Source organism: Streptomyces sp. NPDC127129 (assembly GCF_042671585.1).
Lineage (GTDB): Bacteria > Actinomycetota > Actinomycetes > Streptomycetales > Streptomycetaceae > Streptomyces.
Map to the genome: position 1 here is coordinate 677,834 of NZ_JBHXTV010000001.1, position 15,581 is coordinate 693,414.

At 73.0% G+C, this 15,581-nt stretch carries 13 protein-coding genes; 6 read left to right on the forward strand and 7 right to left on the reverse strand.

Translation table 11 applies throughout. From position 1 onward, the window contains the following. Positions 1 to 131 precede the first annotated feature (131 nt). Positions 132 to 1,262: an allantoicase gene (alc, locus tag ACFVGW_RS02975; protein WP_383291974.1), complete on the reverse strand. Its 1,131-nt coding sequence runs from the start codon at positions 1,260 to 1,262 to the stop codon at positions 132 to 134. A 3-nt stretch (positions 1,263 to 1,265) separates the two neighbouring features. After that, a complete protein-coding gene (allB, locus tag ACFVGW_RS02980) occupies positions 1,266 to 2,600 on the reverse strand; it encodes an allantoinase AllB (RefSeq protein ID WP_383219694.1) in 1,335 nt (444 codons plus the stop codon). 327 nt (positions 2,601 to 2,927) lie between these two features. Between allB and ACFVGW_RS02985 the strand changes: the two genes are divergently transcribed. Further along, positions 2,928 to 3,737 (forward strand): IclR family transcriptional regulator, encoded by an 810-nt coding sequence (locus tag ACFVGW_RS02985; protein WP_352189150.1) that lies wholly within the window; start codon positions 2,928 to 2,930, stop codon positions 3,735 to 3,737. Between the two features lie 178 nt (positions 3,738 to 3,915). On the opposite strand, the gene ACFVGW_RS02990 is transcribed toward ACFVGW_RS02985, so the two are convergent. Next, positions 3,916 to 4,596 carry an ABC transporter ATP-binding protein gene (locus ACFVGW_RS02990; RefSeq protein WP_385850478.1) on the reverse strand — a complete coding sequence of 227 codons (681 nt, stop codon included), beginning with the start codon at positions 4,594 to 4,596 and terminating at the stop codon, positions 3,916 to 3,918. After that, on the reverse strand, positions 4,593 to 5,678 hold the full coding sequence (locus ACFVGW_RS02995; RefSeq protein WP_385850479.1) for an ABC transporter permease: 1,086 nt from the start codon (positions 5,676 to 5,678) through the stop codon (positions 4,593 to 4,595). Before ACFVGW_RS02995 ends, ACFVGW_RS02990 begins: the two co-directional genes overlap by 4 nt. 112 nt (positions 5,679 to 5,790) lie before the next feature. Here ACFVGW_RS02995 and ACFVGW_RS03000 point away from each other — a divergent pair, with 112 nt between their 5' ends. Next, positions 5,791 to 6,963, forward strand: coding sequence for a sensor histidine kinase (locus ACFVGW_RS03000; RefSeq protein WP_385850480.1), 1,173 nt, complete (start codon positions 5,791 to 5,793; stop codon positions 6,961 to 6,963). Continuing rightward, positions 6,960 to 7,598 (forward strand): response regulator, encoded by a 639-nt coding sequence (locus ACFVGW_RS03005; protein WP_383568020.1) that lies wholly within the window; start codon positions 6,960 to 6,962, stop codon positions 7,596 to 7,598. The genes ACFVGW_RS03000 and ACFVGW_RS03005 overlap by 4 nt, the downstream gene beginning before the upstream one ends. Before the next feature lie 73 nt (positions 7,599 to 7,671). Here the strand turns inward: ACFVGW_RS03005 and ACFVGW_RS03010 are convergent, their stop codons facing one another. Both ACFVGW_RS03010 and ACFVGW_RS03015 read right to left on the reverse strand, forming a co-directional pair. After that, complete coding sequence (locus ACFVGW_RS03010; RefSeq protein ID WP_385850481.1) at positions 7,672 to 9,039, reverse strand: pyridoxal phosphate-dependent decarboxylase family protein; 1,368 nt, start codon at positions 9,037 to 9,039, stop codon at positions 7,672 to 7,674. A 139-nt stretch (positions 9,040 to 9,178) separates the two neighbouring features. Then, on the reverse strand, positions 9,179 to 9,502 hold the full coding sequence (locus ACFVGW_RS03015; protein WP_383219683.1) for a DUF5955 family protein: 324 nt from the start codon (positions 9,500 to 9,502) through the stop codon (positions 9,179 to 9,181). A 192-nt stretch (positions 9,503 to 9,694) separates the two neighbouring features. Between ACFVGW_RS03015 and ACFVGW_RS03020 the strand changes: the two genes are divergently transcribed. The 3 genes from ACFVGW_RS03020 (at position 9,695) to ACFVGW_RS03030 (ending at position 13,627) form a co-directional block, all read left to right on the forward strand. Continuing rightward, positions 9,695 to 10,309 carry an NTP transferase domain-containing protein gene (locus ACFVGW_RS03020; protein WP_383219681.1) on the forward strand — a complete coding sequence of 205 codons (615 nt, stop codon included), beginning with the start codon at positions 9,695 to 9,697 and terminating at the stop codon, positions 10,307 to 10,309. 225 nt (positions 10,310 to 10,534) lie between these two features. Further along, positions 10,535 to 12,166, forward strand: a complete 1,632-nt coding sequence (gene aceB, locus ACFVGW_RS03025) for a malate synthase A (protein WP_385850482.1) — start codon at positions 10,535 to 10,537, stop codon at positions 12,164 to 12,166. Between the two features lie 306 nt (positions 12,167 to 12,472). Beyond that, on the forward strand, positions 12,473 to 13,627 hold the full coding sequence (locus ACFVGW_RS03030) for a GDSL-type esterase/lipase family protein (RefSeq protein WP_385850483.1): 1,155 nt from the start codon (positions 12,473 to 12,475) through the stop codon (positions 13,625 to 13,627). 25 nt (positions 13,628 to 13,652) lie between these two features. Here ACFVGW_RS03030 and ACFVGW_RS03035 read toward each other — a convergent pair whose 3' ends face one another. Next, positions 13,653 to 15,539 (reverse strand): hypothetical protein, encoded by a 1,887-nt coding sequence (locus ACFVGW_RS03035; RefSeq protein WP_385850484.1) that lies wholly within the window; start codon positions 15,537 to 15,539, stop codon positions 13,653 to 13,655. Between the last annotated feature and the right edge of the window lie 42 nt (positions 15,540 to 15,581).

Consider the following 15,581-nt stretch of genomic DNA (forward strand, 5'->3'; position numbering starts at 1 on the left):
GGAGGCGAGCACGGTCGGGGTTGTGAGCCCGGCTGAGGCGCCCGGAGGCGAACCGAGCCCAAAAAAGAAATAGCGCGAGGGCGCGCCGGTGCTGTCGGCCGGTGCGCCCTCGCGGGCCGGGCGGGGTGTCGTTACCCGCCCAGTTCCTGGTGGCGGGCCGTCAGGCGCGCCGCGCCCTCCTCGGTGAGCGAACCGAAGAGGCGGAGGCGGGAGATGCCGCCGTCGGGGTAGATGTCGATGCGGACCCGGGAGCCGACCGCCGGCGTGTCCAGCACGAAGCGGTGGTTGGTGTCGGGCTGGAGGCGGGTCCGGGGCAGGATCTCGGTCCAGTCCTCGGATCCCTCGGCGGCGACGGACAGCGCCGCCCAGCCCGCGCTGTTGCCCTTGAGGTACGCGGTGTCGATCTCGACGGCGCGGATCTCGGACTCGGCGGCGAGGCTGTAACGGATCCAGTCGTTGCCCTTGTCGCGGCGGCGCCGCGTCTCCCAGCCGTCGTCCATCTTGCGGGAGCGGCCCGGCTGGATGGTGTTGGTCGCCGGGGAGTAGAAGCGGTCGGAGGCGTCCTCGACCTGGCCGCCGTTCTCCAGCGCCGCGAGGTCGAAGGTGCCGAGGACGCCGAGCCAGCGCGGGTCCGGGGCGACCTCTCCGTACACACGGAGGCGGGCGATGCCGCCGTCGGGGTGCTGGTTGACGCGCAGGTGCGTGAAGCGCTGCTCGACGTCGACGGCGAAGCCGTTGGCGGCGTGGCCGCCGATGGCGGTGCGCGGGACGAGGGTCGTCCACTTCACGTCGTCCGCGAGGAGTTCCTCGGGCGACGGGGAGCCGGCGACGGACGTGGCCTCGACCGAGACGGCCTGCGGGTAGTTGCCGCGGAAGTGCGCGGTGTCGACGACGATGCCGCGGACGACGCCGGGGGCGCCGAGGCGTACGAGCGCCCAGTCGTGGTCGTCGGCGGTCGGGTGGGGCTCCTGGGCGGAGACACCACGGCGGCGGCGGGTCTCCCAGCCGTCCATGATCTTGCCCTTGTGCCCGAAGTGCTCGGGGTCGAACTCGGCGGCCTCGGGCTTGAGCATGTTCTCGCGCTCGGCGAAGAACTCGTCGTTGGCGGCGATCACACCGGCGCCGAGGCGGCGGTCGGCCAGGTCCGCGTACTGCGTGAACGGGAAGTCCGCCGTGCGGTAGTCGGCGTACGGGTCACCGCCGCCGAAGGGGCTGGCGTCGCCGGTGAAGGAGGCCAGAGGAGATATGTGCAGCCCGGTCACGGTTCAGTTGGTCCTTTCGAGGAGGCGGCCGGAGGGTTCGGCCAGGGTGCCGCGGTCGGCGATGCGTTCTCCGCGCAGCCAGGTGGACGTCACGACACCGTGCAGGGTCCGGCCCGCGTAGGCGGTGACCCGGTTGCGGTGCTCCAGCTCGGCGGGGTCGACGGTGAACGTCGCCTCGGGGTCGAGGACGGCGAAGTCGGCGTCGCGGCCGGCCTCGATCGCGCCCTTCCGGTCCAGGCCGGCGAGCCGGGCGGGGCCCTCGGACATCCAGCGGGCGACGTCGGTCAGGTCGTGGCCGCGGCGGCGGGCCTCGGTCCAGATGGCGGGCAGGCCGAGCTGGAGGGAGGAGATGCCGCCCCAGGCCGAGGCGAAGTCCGGGGTCTTGAGGTCGGCGGTGGAGGGCGAGTGGTCGGAGACGATGCAGTCGATCGTCCCGTCCGCGAGCCCCTCCCAGAGCGCGTCCTGGTTGGCGGCCTCGCGGATCGGCGGGCAGCACTTGAACTCGGTCGCCCCGTCCGGGACCTCCTCGGCGGTGAGCGTGAGGAAGTGCGGGCAGGACTCGACCGTGATCTTGACGCCCTCGGCCTTCGCCGCGCGGATCAGCGGGAGCGCGTCGGAGGAGGAGAGGTGCAGGACGTGGACGCGGGCGTTGAGCCGGCGGGCCTGGTCGACCAGGTTCTGGATCGCCGTGTTCTCGGCGTCGCGCGGCCGGGAGGCGAGGAAGTCGGCGTACTTGCCGCCGGCCTTCTGCGGCGCCGCGGCCAGGTGGTGCGGGTCCTCGGCGTGCACGATCATCAGGCCGTCGAAGCCGGCGATCTCCGCGAGCGAGTTCGCCAGCTGCTCCTGGTCGAGCTCGGGGAACTCCTCCACGCCCGAGGGCGACAGGAAGCACTTGAAGCCGAAGACACCGGCGTCGTGCAGCGGGCGCAGGTCCTTGACGTTGTCGGGCAGCGCACCGCCCCAGAAGCCGACGTCGATGTGCGCCTTGGCGCGGGCGACGTCCTGTTTGACGCGCAGGTGGTCGACCGTGGTGGTCGGCGGGAGCGAGTTCAGCGGCATGTCGAGGAGCGTGGTGATGCCACCGGCGGCCGCGGCGCGGGTGGCGGTCCAGAAGCCCTCCCACTCGGTGCGGCCGGGGTCGTTCACATGGACGTGGGTGTCGACGAGCCCGGGGAGCACGACGTCGTCGCCGACGTCCTCCAGCCGGGCACCGGCCGGTACCTCGGCGTCGTACGGCAGCACCGCGGCGATGGTCCCGCCGGAGACGGCGATCGACGCGGGCCGCGTCCCCTCGGGGGTGATGACGCGAGTCGAGCGCAGTACCAGGTTGACGTCCACCCGTACCCCTTTCCAGCAGAATTTCAACGAACTGTTGAAGGAGTCTTCACTCGGGACGACACGGCGTCAAGGGTGCACTTCCAGCATGACCCCGTCGCCGCGACTCGCGCCGCACCCCACTTGGATGTTTCCATGAAGTGGAATGGGAATTTCGTACAGTAGAACGTAGCTCCGTACAGGCGGGGTGGAGGCGGACGCCGCCGGGCAGCCGCCAGCACCGGACAAACACCCCCCTGACCGGCCCGTACACCGGGACCGGGACCGTGTGTCCGACCGGACGGCCCGGTAGGCTGCTGCCTTGCCCGCCTGCCCCGAAAGGACCTTGACGTGCCGACGTCCAGCGCCAGCACCACCGACGCCGCCAAGCCCGCCGCCGCGAGCGGTGGCGTCCAGTCCCTCGAGCGTGCCTTCGATCTCCTGGAGCGGATGGCCGACGCCGGGGGCGAGGTCGGGCTGAGCGAGCTCTCCGCCAGCAGCGGGCTGCCGCTGCCGACCATCCACCGCCTGATGCGCACGCTGGTGGCCTGTGGCTACGTACGCCAGCAGCCCAACCGCCGGTATGCGCTCGGCCCCCGCCTCATCCGCCTCGGCGAGTCGGCCTCCCGGCTGCTCGGCACATGGGCGCGGCCGTACCTCGCGCGGCTCGTCGAGGAGACGGGCGAGACCGCGAACATGGCGCTGCTCGACGGCGACGAGATCGTGTACGTCGCGCAGGTGCCGTCCAAGCACTCGATGCGCATGTTCACCGAGGTCGGCCGGCGCGTGCTGCCGCACTCCACGGGCGTGGGGAAGGCCCTGCTGGCCTACACGCCGGCGGACGAGGTACGGGCGCTGCTGGCCCGCACGGGAATGCCGGCGGCGACGGAGAAGACGATCACCACGCCCGAGGGCTTCCTGGACGCGCTCGCGGTGGTGCGGGACGCGGGGTACGCGGTCGACGACAACGAGCAGGAGATAGGAGTCCGATGCCTCGCGGTCTCGGTCCCCGACTCCCCGACCGCGGCGGCGATCTCGATCTCGGGGCCGGCCGGGCGGGTGACGGAGGCGGCGACGGAGAAGATCGTGCCGATCCTGCAGGAGGTGGCGCGAGAGCTCTCGACGGCCCTCGCGAACACCGCGGGCAACGGCACGGCGTAGCGCTCACCCCGGGAGTTGTGGGCACCCGTTCCGCCGGCGCGGAACGGGTGGGCACAACGGACCGGCGCCCTTGCCGGGCCAGGCTCCCCGTGCTCTTGCGGTGCCCGCGGGGCGGGTGCGCCGCCGTCGTGGATTGTGCCCACCCGTTCCGCCCTGCGGAACGATTGCCCACGACGGGTCAGGCCGGGGCCCGGCTCGTGAGGCGGCCGTCCTCCACCTGGACCGACGCGTCCACGCAGGTCAGATGGGCCTGGTCGTGCGTCACCAGGACCGTCGCCGTTCCCCGCTCCCGCGTCAGCGCGACCAGCAGGTCCACCACCGCCCCGCCCCGCTCGTGGTCCAGCGCGCTCGTCGGCTCGTCCACCAACAGCACCGACGGCTCGTTCATCAGCGCCCGTGCGATGTTGACCCGCTGCCGCTGCCCCCCGGACAGCTGGTGCGGGCGGCGCGCCGCCAGGTCGGCGAGGCCGACCGCGTCCAGGAGCGCCAGGGCCCGCTCCCGTACCGCCTGGGGCCGCGCCCCCGACAGATGCGCCATCACCTGCAGCTGCTCCACGGCCGTCAGCGACGGCAGCAGGTTCGGCTGCTGGAACACGATCCCGATCCGCTCCCGCCGCAGCGCCGCCCGCCCCGACCGGTCCAGCGTCCCCGTCTCCGTACCGGCCACGACGACCCGTCCCCGGTCCGGGGTCACGAGCGTCGCGGCCACCGCCAGCAGGCTGGACTTGCCGGAACCCGAGGGTCCGACGACCGCCGTCACACGGCCCGCCGGGACCTCAAGGGAGACGGCGTCGAGGGCGGTCAGGCGCCCGTCGCCGTCGGGGTACGTCAGGGTCACGTCGTCCAGCAGCAGAGTCATCGGGCGCTCCCGAGCGCGGTCAGAGGGTCGACGGCGGTGATCCGCCGGATGGACAGGGCGGCGCCGAGGACACCGAGGACGATGATCACGGCCGCCGGCCCGAGCACGGTCAGCGGTTCGAGTACGAAGGGCACGTCCCCGCCGCTGATCAGCACGCCCGCGCCCACCGCCAGGGCGGTGCCGAGCAGGGTGCCCGCCGTCAGCATCAGCACCGCCTGCCCGAGCGCGTCCTTCAGCAGGTACGGCGTCGAGGCGCCGAGCGCCTTCAGCACGGCCACGTCACCGCTCCGCTGGATCGTCCAGACGGTGAAGAAGGCCCCTATGACGAGCGCCGAGATGGCGAACAGGAAGCCGCGCATCAGCTGCAGCGAGCCGTTCTCGGCCTGGTACGACCCTATGGCGGTGAGCGCCTCGTCGATCGTCCGCGACTCCGTGCCGAGCGCCGCGTCGCCCGCCCCGAGGCCGGCCTCGTCCCTGACGTCCAGCGCGACGACCGTCGCCTGCTCCTCCGGCGTCGTGCCGTCGTGCCCCAGCTTCTGCCAGTCGTCGAGGGAGGTCCAGACGACGGGCGTGTGGCTGTACGAGGCGTCGCCCGCGACGGCCGCGACCGTGGCCTCCAGCGGGCCGAGGCGTACGGCCCCGCCCACGCCGACGCCCAGTTCCTCGGCCGCGGAGGCCGAGAGGACGACCCGGCCGGGCCCGAGCTTCCCGCTCTCCGGCGCCAGATCCCCCGACGGCTCCGTACCGAACGCGGAGACGGCGGCCGTACGGTCCCCGGCGGCGCCGTTGAGCGTACGGATGCCCAGCGGCTGCGCACGCGTGACGCCGGGCCGCTCCGCCCACCGCTGCCACTGGCTCTCGGTCACGGTCGAGTCGGTGAAGGAGACCGACCGGCCGGCCGGCGGCGCGGCGAAGGCGAGCCGGTCGGCCGGCAGGCCGGTGATCGCCGAGATGTTCTCGCGCGCGAGTCCGGCGGTCAGCCCGGACAGCAGCCCGACGAGCAGGGTGATGAGCACGACCACCGTGCCCATCAGGGTGAATCGCCCCTTGGCGAATCTCAGGTCTCTCCATGCCACGAACATGCGGCCAAGCCTTCCGGGCTCCGCCGCCTCGCGGCATCGCGCCACGGATGGCTCCGCAATCAAACTTTCGGTTGAGTCCGGATTGTCTGCCCCCGCCTACGCTGGACAGATCATGGATCCGCGTTCCCTCACCCCCGCACTGCGCGCGCTGCGCCTCTGTCTGCATCTGCTGATGGCGGGGCTGCTGGCCCTCGCGGCCTTCCGGGCCGACTCGGGCGCCGGCGTCGCGTTCGCGGTGCTGACGGGCGCGGTCTACGCGGCGGGGTCCGCCCTTCCCGCCGTACGGGACTCCCGGCGCGCGGCGGCGCTCTGGCTGGCCCTCCTGTGCGCGTCCTGGCTCGCGCTGCTCTGGGCCACGCCCGACGGGCTGTGGGTGGCGTTCCCGCTCTACTTCCTCCAGCTGCACCTGCTGCCGGTGCGCTGGGCGCTGCCGGCCGTGGCCCTGACCGCGGGCGCGGCGATCCTGTCGTACGTGCGCCACGGCGCGACGCTCAATCCCGGGGTCTTCATCGGGCCGCTGCTCGGCGGGGCGGTGGCCGTGGCGACGGTCCTCGGCTATCAGGCGCTGTACCGGGAGAGCGAGCGGCGCAGGCGGATGGTGGAGGAGCTGATCGCGACCCGGGCCGAGCTGGCGGCGGCCGAACGGCACGCCGGCACGCTGGCGGAGCGCGAGCGCCTGGCACGGGAGATCCACGACACCCTGGCGCAGGGGCTCTCCTCGATCCAGCTGCTGTTGCGGGCCGCCGAGCGGGCACTGCCGGAGGGCTCGCCGGCGGCCGGGCACATCGAGGGCGCGCGGCGGGCCGCGCAGGACAATCTGGCGGAGGCGCGGCGGTTCGTACGGGCGCTGTCGCCGCCGGATCTGGAGCACGGCTCGCTGGCCGCCGCCCTGGAACGGCTCTGCGAACCGGGCCCCGGTCCGGAGGTGTCGCTGCGGGCGCGCTTCACGGTGAGCGGGACGCCGGTGGAGCTGCCCACGCCGTACGAGGTGGCGCTGCTCCGGATCGCGCAGTCGGCGTTCGCGAACACGGTGCGGCACGCCTCGGCGGCCCGGGCGGAGGTCACACTGTCGTACATGGACGCCTCGGTGACGCTGGACGTCGTCGACGACGGCAAGGGCTTCGACCCCGCGCTGCTCACCTCCTCCGCGGACGGCGGTTTCGGGCTGCCGGCGATGCGCGCACGGGCGGAGTCGCTGGGCGGGGTGTTCACGGTGGAGTCCGCGCCCGGTCAGGGCACGGCCGTCGCCGTGTCCCTCCCTCTTCCCGCTGGAGTGTCGACATGACGATCCGTCTCCTGCTCGCCGACGACCACCCGGTGGTACGTGCCGGGCTGCGCGCCGTGCTGGACACGGAGCCGGACTTCGCCGTGGTCGGCGAGGCGGCGACGGCCGAGCGCGCGGTGGAGCTGGCGACGGAGCTGGCCGCGGCGGGCGGGGTTGACGTGGTCCTGATGGACCTGCAGTTCGGGTCCGGGATGCACGGCTCGGAGGCCACGGCGGCGATCACCGCGCGTACCGGCGGGCCGAGGGTCCTGGTCCTCACCACGTACGACACGGACGCGGACATCCTGGCGGCGGTCGAGGCGGGGGCCTCGGGCTATCTGCTGAAGGACGCCCCGCCGGAGGAGCTGGCGGCGGCGGTCCGTACGGCGGCGGCCGGCCAGTCGGCGCTCGCCCCGGCGGTGGCGCACCGGCTGATGGACCGGATGCGGACCCCGGCGGAGGCGCTGACGAAGCGGGAGCTGGAGGTGCTGCAGCTGGTGGGCGAAGGGCTGTCCAACCAGCAGATCAGCAAGGCGCTGTTCCTGAGCCAGGCGACGGTGAAGTCCCACCTGGTGCACATCTTCGCCAAGCTGGGCGTCGACTCGCGTACGGCGGCGGTGGCGGCGGCGACGGCGCGGCGTCTGATCCGCCGGTAGCGGGGGGGGAGGCCGACCGCCGCCGAGCTACGCGCTCCTCAGGCGCCGTCGGCGGGCACACCGCCCCCGGTCCTCAGGCGGCGTCGGCGGCGCGCCGGATCGCGTCGAGCGCGCGCGTCACGTCGTCGTCGGTCGTGGACCAGTTGCTGACCGAGATGCGCATGATGCGCCGGCCGTGCCAGGTGGAGCCGCTGATCCACGTCGTACCGTCGTCGAGGAGCCGGGCGAGTACCCGTTCCGTACGGGCGTCGTCGCCGAACTCGGCGCAGACCTGGGTGAACACCACGTCGTTGAGGACGGTGGCGCCGTCGATCCCGGCGATGCCGTCGGCGAAGGCGGTGGCGTGCCGGCAGAGCCGCTCGACGAGGTCGGCCACACCCGACCGGCCGAGGGATCTCAGGGCCGCCCAGACCGGGAACGCCCTGCCGCGCCGGGAGAGCTCGGGGACCTTGTCGATGGGGTCGCCGAGCTCGTGCTGGATCAGGTAGTCGCCCCGCAGGCCCATGGCCGCCCGGAGTGCGGACGGGTCGCGGACGATGGCGAGGCCGCAGTCGTAGGGGACGTTCAGGGTCTTGTGGGCGTCGGTCGCCCAGGAGTCGGCCTGCTCGCATCCGGCCGACAGATGCGCGTACGGCGGCGCAGCGGCGGCCCAGAGGCCGAAGGCGCCGTCGACGTGCACCCAGGCGTCCGCCTCGCGAGCGGCGCGGATCGCCTCGGGGAAGGGGTCGAAGGCACCGGAGTGGATGTCCCCGGCCTGCAGGATCACCAGTGTGGGGCTCCGCCCGCCGCCCGCCAGGGTGTCCCGGAGGGCCTGGGGGCGGATGCGGCCCTGGTCGTCCGCCGCCACCAGTTCGGGCCGCCCCAGGCCCAGGTAGCGCAGGGCCAGGTCGATGGCCATGTGACGGTGCTCGCCGGCGACGACGCGTACGGCCGGCCCGCCCGCGAGTCCTTCGCGGGCGACGTCCCCGCCGACCCGTCGCACCACCTCGTCGCGCGCGGCGGCCAGGCAGGTGAAGTTCGCCATGGTGGCGCCCGTGGTGAAGCCGACGGCGCTGCCGTCCGGCAGCCCGAGCAGGTCGAGCAGCCAGGCGCCCGCGATCTCCTCGGCGGCCGCGTAGGCGGGGGTGACGGTGCGCATCACGCAGTTCTGGTCCCATGCGCTGACCAGCCAGTCCGCGGCCAGCGCGGCCGGTTCGCCGCCGCCGACGACGAAGCCGTAGAAGCGGCCGCTGGGGAAGGCGGTGAGCCCGGGTTCGCAGGCCGCGGCCAGCAGGTCGACGACGTCTGCGGGCGGGCTGGGGTCGTCGGGCAGTGCGGTGCCGAGCGCGCGTACGATCTCGTCGACCGAAGCGCGGGCGGGGACCGGGCGGTCGGACAGGCTGGCCAGCCAGCGAACGGCATGGTCGTACGCCTGGCGGAGCGCCGCCTCGCGCGCGTCCATACCTCGGACTATGGGACAGTCGCCGCGGGCCCGCAAGCCGCGGCCCGCCGACCCGCGCGCCGCACGGCCCGACCGTGCGCGTCACGGCCGCCCGTGCGCATCATGGACCGTCCGGCATGCCCCCCGGCGCGGCCACCGCTCACGGCAGGTCGCTCGGAGGTTCCCCGAAGAGTTCGACGGCCTGGCGGACGCTCGTCAGTCCGTTCGACAGCGCGCTGACCGAGCCGATCGAGCCGGCGATCAGGAGCAGGGAGCGGCGCAGCCGCCGGACCTCGGGGACGCCGCTGACGGCCATCGCGTCCAGTGCGGCGAGTTCGTCCTCGGCGATGCCCCGGTCGGTGAACTCGGCCGGGTGGCCCGCCAGTTCGCGCCGGAGCCGGGAGACGGCGGCACGCAGCTCCACCACCCTCGGGTCCACGCCGCTGCCGGTTGTCACACGCCTCTGCCCAACGCTACGCAACAAGTTTCTCCCCCTCGCACGACACTGTGCGGTCGGACTCCACCGTCCCCCCTCGCGCCCTGGGGGATCACCGGCCCGACCCGTGGAACGGTGGTCGGGCGCCCGGAGTCGCGAGCAAGTTAACGCCATCGCGCGCCCGGCGCGCCACTGTGCGGACACAATTCAGGCGTCCGTGTCATGGGGTATGCAATGAGCATGACGCACTCACGGCATTCCACCCCGCTCGTGGCCGGCCTGCTCCTCGCCGCGGGCGGCGGCCGGCGGCTCGGCGGCCGCCCCAAGGCCCTTCTCACCCACCGCGGGCGCCCGCTGGTCGAGCACGCGGTGCGGGTGCTGCGCGAGGGCGGCTGCGAGGTGATCCACGTCGTCCTCGGCGCCTCGGCCGACGTCGTGAGGGAGCGGGCCCGGCTGCCCGGCTGCGTCCTGGTCGACAACCCGGAGTGGGCCGAGGGCATGGGGTCGTCGCTGCGGGCCGGTCTCGCCTCGCTGGCCGCGGAGGCGCTGCCGGTGGACGCGGCGCTCGTGTCGCTGGTCGACCAGCCGGGGATCGGCGCGGAGGCGGTGGCCCGGGTCCTTTCGGCGTACGGCACGCGCGACGCGCTGGCGGCGGCCTCGTACGACGGCAAGCGCGGCCATCCGGTGCTCTTCGGCGCGGACCGCTGGGCCGGGATCGCGGCGGGGGCGCTCGGCGACCAGGGAGCGCGTGACTATCTGAAGACCCACCGGGATGCGATCACCCTGGTGGACTGTTCGGATGTGGCCGAGCCCTACGACATCGACACGGAGGCCGATCTGGCGCACCTTGAGTGAAGGGTGTGGCACTGAGCGCCATGTTCTGTCGATCCGGAGAATCTCGACATCAACAAACCATTGAACTTCCACCATGAGGAAACTAGTATCCACTGTTCAGAAGCGCCTGATCCCTGACGGCGCTCCGCGGCCGTATCTCGGCGCCTGCGGCACTCCGTGCCGACCCCTGACGCCCGGCGGCCGCAAGGCACCGCCCGTGAAGCCCGCTGAAGGAAGTGACAGTTCATGTCCGCACCAGCGCCGTCCCCCCTGGCCGTCGTCGAAGCCGAGCCCCTGCCGAGGCAGGAGGAGGTGCTGACCGACGCGGCCCTCGCCTTCGTGGCGGAGCTGCACCGGCGGTTCACGCCGCGCCGGGACGAGCTCCTCGCCCGCCGGGCGGAGCGCCGCGCCGAGATCGCCCGCACCTCGACCCTCGACTTCCTGCCGGAGACCGCCGCGATCCGCGCGGACGACTCGTGGCGCGTCGCGCCGGCTCCGGCGGCGCTGAACGACCGCCGTGTCGAGATCACCGGTCCGACCGACCGCAAGATGACGATCAACGCCCTGAACTCGGGCGCCAGGGTCTGGCTCGCGGACTTCGAGGACGCCTCGGCCCCGACCTGGGAGAACGTGATCCTCGGTCAGGTCAACCTGATCGACGCGTACACGCGGAACATCGACTTCACGGACCCGAAGTCGGGCAAGTCCTACGCGCTCAAGCCGGCCGGCGAGCTGGCGACGGTCGTGATGCGGCCGCGCGGCTGGCACCTGGAGGAGCGCCACCTCACCTTCGAGGGCCGCCCGGTCCCCGGCGCGCTCGTCGACTTCGGCCTGTACTTCTTCCACAACGCCAAGCGCCTCGTCGAGCTCGGCAAGGGCCCGTACTTCTACCTGCCGAAGACGGAGTCGCACCTGGAGGCCCGCCTCTGGAACGACATCTTCGTCTACGCCCAGGAGTACGTGGGCATCCCGCAGGGCACCGTCCGCGCCACCGTCCTGATCGAGACGATCACGGCCGCGTACGAGATGGAGGAGATCCTCTACGAGCTCCGCGACCACGCGGCGGGCCTCAACGCGGGCCGCTGGGACTACCTCTTCTCCATCGTCAAGAACTTCCGTGACGGCGGGCAGAAGTTCGTCCTCCCGGACCGCAACGCGGTCACGATGACGGCCCCGTTCATGCGCGCGTACACCGAACTCCTCGTCCGCACCTGCCACAAGCGCGGCGCGCACGCGATCGGCGGCATGGCGGCCTTCATCCCGTCCCGCAAGGACGCCGAGGTCAACAAGGTCGCGTTCGAGAAGGTCAAGGCGGACAAGGACCGCGAGGCGGGCGACGGCTTCGACGGCTCCTGGGTCGCCCACCCGGACCTGGTCCCGATCGCGATGGCCTCGTTCGACGCGGTCCTCGGCGACCGGCCGAACCAGAAGGACCGGCTGCGCGAGGACGTCTCCGTGGCGCCGGGCGACCTGATCGCGATCGACTCGCTCGACGCGAAGCCGACGTACGAGGGCCTGCGCAACGCCGTCCAGGTCGGCACCCGTTACATCGAGGCCTGGCTCCGCGGCCTCGGCGCGGTCGCCATCTTCAACCTGATGGAGGACGCGGCCACGGCCGAGATCTCGCGCTCGCAGATCTGGCAGTGGATCAACGCGGGCGTCGTCTTCGAGCACGACGGGAAGGCCGTGAAGGCCACCCCCGAGCTGGCCCGCAAGGTCGCCGCGGAGGAACTGGCCGCGATCCGCGAGGAGATCGGCGAGGAGGCCTTCGCGGCCGGGAAGTGGCAGCAGGCGCACGACCTCCTGCTCCACGTCTCCCTCGACGCCGACTACGCCGACTTCCTGACGCTCCCGGCGTACGACCAGCTGACCGGCTGACCGGCAGTCCACCCGCTTCGGCCGACCCGCACAGCGGCCGGACAACACGCGGCATCGCCGCGGAAACAACGGCTCCGCCCCTGGTGAACGCACAGCACCGGGGGCGGAGCCGTGCTCGCTCCGGAGATCTGCCGCTCCTTGGGCCCCTGCTCCGGAGAATTTCGCTCCAGTGTGTTTCACAGGGCACGTGACGCAACCGAAACACGCACCTACCTAGCGGTAACAAGCCATGGCGTGCCAGATTCCGCATGCCACCGGCCGGCGGCTGTCCCCCACTCCTCTGCACCGACGCAGGAGAACACAGCCATGCCCAGAACCCCCCACCGCACGGTCCGAAGATCCCTCGCCGCCGCCGTGTCGCTGATCGGCCTGCTGGCCGCCGGAGTGACCCCCGCCGACGCCGCCCAGGGATCGGGGCCGACCGCCGTCGTGTCGATGGGCGACAGCTACATCTCCGGGGAGGCCGGACGCTGGCAGGGCAACAGCCTGACCACCACCGGCAGCCGGAACGGTACCGACCGGGCGTGGACGGGGAGCGGGTACGACCCCTCCCGCGTGTACGGCACGACGGCGGCCAACGGCTGCCACCGCTCCGACGCGGCCGAGGTGAAGAGCGCGGGCGGGATCGCCTCGGCCCTCGTCAACCTGGCCTGTTCGGGCGCGACGACGAAGAACGTCTTCCGCGCCTCGAACGGCGGCGTCGCGTACAAGGGCGAGGCGCCGCAGGCCGACCAGCTGGCCGCCGTCGCCGCCTCCCACGACGTCGAGACGATCGTGCTGTCGATCGGCGGCAACGACCTGGGCTTCGCCGACATCATCAGGAGCTGCGCGACCGACTACATCGTCTGGTACTCGTACTGCCACGACGACCAGCAGGGCGAGGTCGACGCGAAGATCGACACCGCGATGGCGAACGTCGGCAAGTCCGTCGACGAGATCCGCGCGGTGATGTCGGGCGCCGGATACGCGGCCTCCGACTACCGGATCGTCCTCCAGTCCTACCCCTCCCCCATCCCCCGCGCGTCGGAGAACCGGTACGGGGAGAGCGGCTGGAGCCGCACCAACACGGGCGGCTGCCCCTTCTGGAACCTGGACTCCGACTGGGCCCGGGACTCACTGGTCCCCCAGGTCTCGAACCGGCTCAAGGGGGTCGCGGCGAGCAAGGGCGTGCAGTTCATGGATCTGCGCGACATGCTGCAGGGGCGTGAGGTGTGCGCGAAGACCAGCAAGCTGGTCAGCGCCACGGTGCCGGCCTCGGCCGCGACGAGCGAATGGGCGAGGTGGATCGACCCGAACGAGACCCAGGGACCGATCCAGGAGAACGTCCACCCCAACCACTACGGCCAGTTGGCGCTCGGCCGCTGCCTCGCGCTGATCCACGCGCGGCCGAGCGGCAACTTCTCCTGCCGCAACACGGCGGGGGCCGGCGCCTCCGGCATGTACCTGACGGCCGTCTCCTGACGGTCGCGCACGCCCCCCACGGGGATCAGCGGGCGTGGCGTCCGCGCCGACCGCGACGCCGCGCCCGCTCGCTCGTCCTCCTGGCACCGATACCGATACGTCCGCGAGTACGGGGCAGCGCGACGCCCAGTGCCCCGAGGGTCCGTTCCGCGCGGTAGGGGTCCGCCGCCACCATCTCCTTGACGAGGGCGTCGACCCCGCCCGGCCAGCCCTCGGCGGCGGAGTCGAGGAGTGTCCGCCCGGCGTCGGTGCGGCGGTGCAGCCGGTCCAGGATCAGCACGGCGCGGGCGGAGAGCGGCACGCGGGCCTCGTCCGCCGGCTCACCCCGGGCCCGCAGGACCCCGCAGGCGTACGCGCCCATCACCGGGTCGTCCAGGGCCTCGCGCAGCGCCTCGACGGGGACGGCCTCGGGGTCGAGGAAGCCGAACAGGGCGCGGGTGTAGGCCGCCTCGAACGTGCCGGCGTTGACGGTGCCGAGGGCGTCGATCAGCGCGGACCAGGCCTCGACGGTGTCGCCGTGCGCGTGCAGCCATTCGGCGAGGACGCGGGTGGCGGCGGAGGCCGACCAGCCTTCGGCGGCGGCGATCACGGTCGGGGCGTCCCAGGCCGCGGCCTCCTTGGCGTCGGGCGCCGCTACCCAGCGCACCCGCAGCAGGTAGTGCAGGACCTCGACGCCCCAGGGGGTGAGGCCGAAGGCGTCACCGGTACGGAAGACCATGCCGGTGCCGGTCAGCCGGTCGACGGCGTCGGCCATGGCGCGCGCGGACGGTTCGAGGCGGGTCCGGTCCTCGTCGGTGACGGACGATCCGAAGAGCCGGGTCAGCTCGTCGGCGGGCGGGACCCGGTACTCCTCGGGGGCCGTCGCGGGTACGAGGACGGGTGCGTCCTCCAGCCGGGGGTCGACCGGCCAGTCCTCGAACTCGGCGGCGCGGCGGGCCACCGACTCGGCGCACGAGCCCCGCTGGTAGAGCGCGTACAGCAGATGCGCGGCCTCGCCGTCGTACAGTCCGCCGTCCTCGCCCTTCATCTCCTCGACGGCCGTTGCGAGCAGGTCCGCGCCGGCCTCGACGGACCGCTGCGGCTCGTGGGCCTCCATGGGCGGGGGCGGCAGCGGGACGGAGGAGTCGCCGTAGTAGTTGAGGTGCTCGTCGAGGAGCGTGTCGGCGAGGACGAGATGCGGGAAGGCGTCCGGGCCCGGGGCGAGATGGGCGTACGGTCCGGCGAGGGCGCCCGCGAGTCCTTCGGCGGTCCAGCGGTCGACCAGCCGGCCGCCGAGGCCGGCCACGCCGTGCGAGACGTCCGCGTCGGTCAGCAGGGGCCCCGCGGGTGAGGGCCGCTCCGCCTCCCGCACGTACGCGCCGGTGAGGGCGTCCGCGAGGAGCATGTCCGCGAAGTCGCTCCGGTTCATCAGGTCGGCCCGGTTGAGCCCGTCGGGCGGCCGTACCCCGTCGTGTCCGGCGAGCCAGGCACGGACGGCCGCGGGGTCGCCGGGGTCGGCGCCGTCGGCCCGCAGCAGCGAGGCGTACCAGCGCTGCCAGGTGTAGTTGGCGGGGTCCGTCATCGCCCGTTCGAAGTCGGGCACGATGTCCTCGACCGCGGCCACGATCCGCGCCTGCCGCTTGGCGTTCAGCCGCCCGGCCTCCCGCACCCGTTCGGTGAGGGCGACGAGCACGGCGGGGTAGGCCGCCAGCTCCTCGGGCGTCGCGTAGACGAACGCCGGCGCGTCCTCGACGAGCAGCCGCCGCACCAGCTCCACGCTGGGCTCGGGCAGCCCGCTGCGGCGGTCGGCCCCGCGCAGGGCCAGCAACGCGAGCACCGCGTCGGCGGCGCGTACGGACGATGGATCACGGAGCTGCGGTGTTCCGTCGAGGAACGCGTCGAGCCCGGTGTTGGAGAGAGGTGTGCCAGCCACAATTCCCAGCGTAGTTCCGACTCGCGACTGACACGGATTCCG